Origin of the sequence: Streptomyces silaceus (assembly GCF_001419745.1) — a bacterium.
Taxonomy (GTDB): Bacteria; Actinomycetota; Actinomycetes; order Streptomycetales; family Streptomycetaceae; genus Streptomyces; species Streptomyces silaceus.
In genome coordinates this window covers 1-5,875 of the sequence record NZ_LIRJ01000054.1, presented here as the reverse complement: position 1 = coordinate 5,875, position 5,875 = coordinate 1, and the positions used below count along the sequence as shown (strand labels likewise).

General features: G+C 73.9%; 6 protein-coding genes. All 6 read left to right on the top strand.

Annotation, left to right across the window (positions count from 1 at the left end):
* Positions 1 to 1,925: AfsR/SARP family transcriptional regulator (locus tag AOK22_RS06275; protein WP_208606372.1), on the top strand; the 1,925-nt coding region annotated here is incomplete at its 5' end.
* Positions 1,926 to 2,100: 175 nt separating this feature from the next.
* Positions 2,101 to 2,826 (top strand): prepilin peptidase, encoded by a 726-nt coding sequence (locus tag AOK22_RS06270; RefSeq protein WP_055697569.1) that lies wholly within the window; start codon positions 2,101 to 2,103, stop codon positions 2,824 to 2,826.
* Between the two features lie 70 nt (positions 2,827 to 2,896).
* Positions 2,897 to 4,096, top strand: a complete 1,200-nt coding sequence (gene mqnC, locus AOK22_RS06265) for a cyclic dehypoxanthinyl futalosine synthase (protein ID WP_055697568.1) — start codon at positions 2,897 to 2,899, stop codon at positions 4,094 to 4,096.
* Between the two features lie 7 nt (positions 4,097 to 4,103).
* Positions 4,104 to 4,703 carry a hypothetical protein gene (locus AOK22_RS06260; RefSeq protein WP_055697567.1) on the top strand — a complete coding sequence of 200 codons (600 nt, stop codon included), beginning with the start codon at positions 4,104 to 4,106 and terminating at the stop codon, positions 4,701 to 4,703.
* A gap of 131 nt (positions 4,704 to 4,834) precedes the next feature.
* Positions 4,835 to 5,530, top strand: coding sequence for a demethylmenaquinone methyltransferase (locus tag AOK22_RS06255; protein WP_055697566.1), 696 nt, complete (start codon positions 4,835 to 4,837; stop codon positions 5,528 to 5,530).
* Between the two features lie 95 nt (positions 5,531 to 5,625).
* On the top strand, positions 5,626 to 5,875 hold a 250-nt coding region (locus AOK22_RS43850), incomplete at its 3' end, for a zinc ribbon domain-containing protein (protein WP_341845552.1).

Below are 5,875 nucleotides of genomic sequence, written 5' to 3'. Positions count from 1 at the left end.
GCGCCTCCGAGGGCTTCGACTTCGGGCTGCCCGAGGCGCTCCTCGGCGCGCCCCTCCTCGCCGCCGGCCTGCTCGGCGCGCTCGGCCGCCGCCGTCGGCACGCCCTGTGGCAGTCCGCCATGGGCGCGGTCGGCGGGCGCCGCGGCATGCAGCCGCCGACGCCCACCGGTGCCGCCGCCGACGTGCAGGACGCCCTGCTCGTGGGCGCCGACCCCGAGGGCGTACGCCTGCTCGACCTGTCGCTGCGCGGGCTCGCCGCCTCGCTCGCCGAGGAGAACCGGCCCCTGCCGACCGTGTACGCGGCCTGGCTGAGCAACGGCGACCTGCACCTCCAGCTCGCCCAGCCCGCGGGCCGCCCGCCCGCGCCCTGGCAGCTCGGCCAGGACCAGACGTTCTGGGTGCTGGCGCGCACCGACGCCGAGCGGTACGAGGACGTGGACACCGCCGCGCCGTACCCCGGCCTCGTCAGCCTCGGCACCCTCGACGACTCCCGGCTGCTCCTCAACCTGGAGTCCGTGCCCGGCATCGTCTCGCTGTCCGGCACCGAGACCGACCGCGCCGCCGTCTTCGCCGCGGTCGCCGCCGAGCTCGCCACCAACGGCTGGTCGGACCGCATGACCATCACCCTCGTCGGCTTCGGCCAGGACCTCACCCCGCTCGCGCCCAACCGGCTGCGGCACCTGGAGGACGTCGAGGCGCTCATCGAGACCATGGAGGCCGAGACGCGGCAGCGGCGCGGCGCGCTCGGCGCCGCCGGGCACGACTCCGTGCTCACCGGCCGCACCGGTCCCGCCCAGCACACCCGCTGGGCCCCGCACCTCGTGCTGCTCGCCGCCGAGCCGACCGGTGAGGACGCCGTCAAGCTCGCCGAACTCGCCGCCGAGGCCGGCCGGCTCGGCATCGGCTACCTCGTCGGCACGGACTCCGGGGACCTGCCCGGCGCCGCCTGGGAGATGGAGATCACCCGGGACGGCAAGCTGCTCGCGCCGCTGCTCGGGCTCGAACTGGCCGCCCAGACGCTGCCCGAGGCCCAGCAGAGGGCCGTCGTCCAGCTCTTCACGGACGCCGACCCGGACGGCGCCACGGGCCCCGGCGGCCCCGGCGACGGCTCCGCGGCCGTCGCCCCGCCGTTCCTCGTCGACGTCACCGAGCAGGGCAGGCCCGCGGTCTACGCCCGCCTCGTCGGTACGTACGAGATCATCGGCCTCGACACCCCCGACGGCGAGCGCAGCGCGCTGATGCACGAGGCCCTCGCGCTTCTGCTGCTGCACCGCGAAGGGGTGCACCCGCGGGTGCTCGCCTCCGCGCTGTGGCCGCGCGGTGTCACGGACGACGTGCGCGACGCGCTCGTCGAGCGGCTGCGCGAGTGGCTCGGCACCGATCCCGACGGGTCGCCGCGGCTGCGGGCGGACCGGACCGGGCGGCTCACGCTCGCCAAGTCCGTCGTCTCCGACCTGGACGTGCTGCGCTCGCTCTACCACGAGGCGACGCAGGGGCGCGGCGCCGGCAACCGAGCCGTGCGCGGGCGGATGCTCACCGACGCGCTGGTGCTGGTGCGCGGGCCGCTGCTCGCCGACCGGGCGCAGGGGCGGTACGGCTGGCTCACGCACGAGATCATCGACGCCCAGCTGCCGCTGCTCGTCGCCGACATCGGTCTGGCCCTCTCCGAGTTCCACCTGGAGAAGGGGCGCGCCGAGAAGGCGATCGAGGCGCTGAACGCGGCGCTCGGCTCCGCGCCGGGCGACGAGCGGCTCTGGAACGAGCTGCTGCGGGCCACGCACGCGACCGAGGATCCGGCCCGCCTGCAGCAGGTCGCCGCGGACCTCGTCGCCCGGAGCGGCGCGCGGGGGCTGCCGCCCCGGACGGAGGCGCTGCTCGACGAGTTGCTGCCGACCTGGCGCAGTGGCCTCACTGCCGTCGGCTGACGCCCCACGTACACCAGTGGCCTGAAGCCACGGTCCCCGGTGCCCGGCACCGGGGACCGTGTCCACCCCTCCCCGAGCTCCCGGCTCCGCCCGGGCAGGGGGAGCCCACGCCCCCGCGGAGCACCCGCCCACAACGGGAGCCGTAACGGCGCCCACGACGGGGAGACGGAGTCCCTTGCAGCTGGAGTTGATCCTCGTCCTCGGCGGCGCCCTCTGGGGCGCCCTCGCCGGGCTCTTCGTGCCCCGCGCCGCCTACCGCCTGTCCGTGCCGGCGGGTGAGGGGTGGCGGGGGGAGACTCCCGAGGGGCAGGTCCTGACCTCGTGGGTCGGGCTCGCGCGGAGCGGGCGGAGCGGCGGGTACGGGCCCCGTACCTCCGCCACCGTCGTCGTCACCGCCCTCGTCTGCGCCGCCCTCGCCGCCGCGACCGGCGCGCGGCCCGAGCTCGGCGTCTGGCTGCTGCTCGCGCCCTTCGGCGTGCTGCTCGCCGTCGTCGACTTCACCGTGCACCGGCTGCCGGACGTGCTCACGCTGCCGCTCGCGGGTGCCGCGCTCGCGCTGCTCGGCGGCGCGGTACTGCTGCCCGAGCACGGCGGCGCCTGGCTCGGCGCGCTCTACGGGGCGCTCGCGCTCGCGGGCGCGTACTTCGTGCTCTTCCTGATCAACCCCAACGGCATGGGCTTCGGCGACGTGAAGCTGGCCCTGTCGCTCGGCGCGGTGCTCGGCTGGTACGGCTGGGGGGTGCTGCTGCTCGGGACGTTCGCCGGGTTCGTGCTGGCGTCGCTGTACGGGCTGGGGCTCGTCGTGGCCCGCCGCGCCGGGCGCAAGACGGCGATCCCGTTCGGCCCGTTCCTGGTGTCGGGCGCGTTCGTGGGGCTGCTCCTGGGGGCGTACGCCGCCTGACGTCGGACGGCCGCAGGGGCTGGCGTACGCTGGCCCGGTACGTCCGCAACCCTTACGAAAGGGACCACCGGTGACCGAGAAGGCCGACCTCCAGTCCGTCCTCGACCGTGCCGCCGCAGGCGGACGGATCACTCCCGAGGAGGCGCTCGACCTCTACCGGGACGCGCCGCTGCACGCCCTGGGCGCCGCCGCCGACGCCGTGCGCCGCCGCCGCTACGCGGGTACGGAACATATCGCGACGTACATCATCGAGCGGAACATCAACTACACGAACGTCTGCGTGACGGCCTGCAAGTTCTGCGCCTTCTACGCCGCCCCGAAGGACACCAAGAAGGGCTGGACGCGCGACCTCGACGACATCCTGCGCCGCTGCGCGGAGACGGTCGAGCTCGGCGGGACGCAGATCATGTTCCAGGGCGGGCACCACCCGGACTTCGGCGTCGAGTACTACGAGAAGCACTTCTCGGCGATCAAGAAGGAATTCCCGCAGCTGGTCATCCACTCCCTCGGCGCGTCCGAGGTCGAGCACATGGCCCGCATCTCCAAGGTCTCCGTCGAGGAGGCGATCCAGCGCATCAACGCCGCGGGCCTCGACTCCTTCGCGGGCGCCGGCGCCGAGCTGCTCCCGGAGCGGCCGCGCAAGGCCATCGCCCCGCTGAAGGAGTCCGGCGAGCGCTGGCTGGAGATCATGGAGATCTCCCACAACCTGGGCGTGGAGTCGACCTCCACCATGCTCATGGGTACGGGCGAGACCAACGCCGAGCGCATCGAGCACCTGCGCATGATCCGCGACGTACAGGACCGGACCGGGGGCTTCCGGGCCTTCATCCCGTACACGTACCAGCCCGAGAACAACCACCTCAAGGGCCGCACCCAGGCGACGATCTTCGAGTACATCCGCATGATCGCCATCGCGCGGATCTTCCTCGACAACGTGGCGCACATCCAGGGCTCCTGGCTGACCACCGGCAAGGAGGCGGGCCAGCTCACGCTCCACTACGGCGCGGACGACCTCGGCTCGGTGATGCTGGAGGAGAACGTGGTCTCCTCGGCCGGTGCCAAGCACCGCTCCAACCTCCGCGAGATGATCGACATGATCCGTACGGCGGACCGCGTCCCGGCGCAGCGCGCCACCACCTACGAGCACCTCGTCGTGCACGACGACCCGGCGAACGACCCGGTCGACGACCGCGTCGCCTCGCACATCTCGTCCACGGCGATCGAGGGCGGCACGGCCCACCCGGAGCTCAAGCTCCTCGCCACCAACTGAGGCCCTGTTGCTGACCCTTCACGTCGCCGAGCACTCCCCGGAGACGGCGGTCCTGGCCGACGGCGCGAGCATCGCCGCCGTCGGCCCGTACGACGGGCTCGCCGCCGCGCACCCGGCCGCCCGGGTCCGGCGCTGGCCCGGCATCCTGACGCCGGGGCTGCTCAATCCGTACGGCCCCGAGCTGCTGGAGGCCACCTACCACCCCGACCCGCGCGAGGCCGACCGGTTCGGCACCGAGCACATCGGCGGCGAGCGCGCGGCGGCCCTCTTCCGGACCGATCCCGCCCGCCTCGGCGCGAGCGCCCGGCGCGGTGTGCAGCGGCTCCTCGCGCACGGCACGGTGGCGGTCGCGGGCGAGCTGCGGGCCCGCCCGGTCCTGGACGCGGTCCGCAGGGCGGGCCTCGCGGTGGGCGCCCGTCCGCCGAGGCTGCCGGGGCCCCCGTCCCTGTCGCCGACCCCGCTGGTCCTGCTCCCGCCCCTGACCGAGGGCGGCCCGGCCCGCTTCGCGGTCTTCGACGTGGCCGACCGGGGCGAGCTGGTGGGCCGCGGGGCGGCGACGTGCGTGGCGACGGTGATCGGCGGCCGACTGGTCTACCGGTCCCGCTGAGGGGTCGTGCCCCGAAGGAGCGCGGGGAACCGCGCGAGCGACCACGGCGGACCCGCACGCGCGAGAAAGTCGCGGCAGGCAGACGCGGAGGCGCACGAAAGGGAAGACGACCGGCCTGCCACAATGGCCGGGTGACCCGAGCCACCCTGGACAAGCAGCCGCACGAAGTCGCCACGATGTTCGACGACGTGGCGGAACGGTACGACCTCACCAACGACGTGCTCTCCCTCGGCCAGGCCCGCCTCTGGCGCAAGGAGGTCGCCAAGGCGGTCGACGCGCGCCCCGCGCAGAAGGTCCTCGACCTCGCCGCCGGCACCGCCACCTCCTCGCAGCCCTTCGCCCAGGCCGGTGCGTACGTCGTGCCCTGCGACTTCTCGCTCGGCATGCTGCGGGTCGGCAAGCAGCGCCACCCGTGGATGCCGTTCACGGCGGGCGACGGCACGAAGCTGCCGTTCAAGGACGACACCTTCGACGCGGTCACCATCTCCTTCGGGCTGCGCAACATCCAGGACACGGACGCCGCGCTGCGCGAGCTGTACCGCGTGACGAAGCCGGGCGGACGGGTCGTGATCTGCGAGTTCTCGCACGCGACCTGGGCGCCGTTCCGCACGGTCTACGAGGAGTACCTGATGCGCGCGCTGCCGCCGGTCGCCCGCGCGGTCTCCTCCAACCCCGACGCGTACGTCTACCTCGCCGAGTCGATCCGCAGCTGGCCCGACCAGCCCGCGCTCGCCGCGCGGCTGCAGGGCGCGGGCTGGTCGAAGGTGGCCTGGCGCAATCTGACGGGCGGCGTCGTGGCGCTGCACCGGGGCTTCAAGCAGGGCTGAGCGCCCCCGGTCCGGGCGTGTGGGCGAACGGCGCCGCGTAACGCTTCAGTTGAGAACAGGGATCCCGCACCGACGGGAACCGGCCGACGGGCAAGATGTGTCCGTTGTTGCGACCCTCCCGTTTCCTTATACGGCTCTTACGGGACGGTCCTGTTGCTGGTGAACTCCTGGACCGACGGAGCGTTTCGATGGCGTCCTACTGCCCACACTGCGGGGCTCCCGCTCCTGAAGAGGCCCGCTTCTGCATGAAGTGCGGCAAAGAGCGGCTCCCGGAGGCGACACCGCCGAAACCGTCGGCACCCGAACCGCCGGCCCATGAACCGACGGCGGTTCGGGTGCCGACGG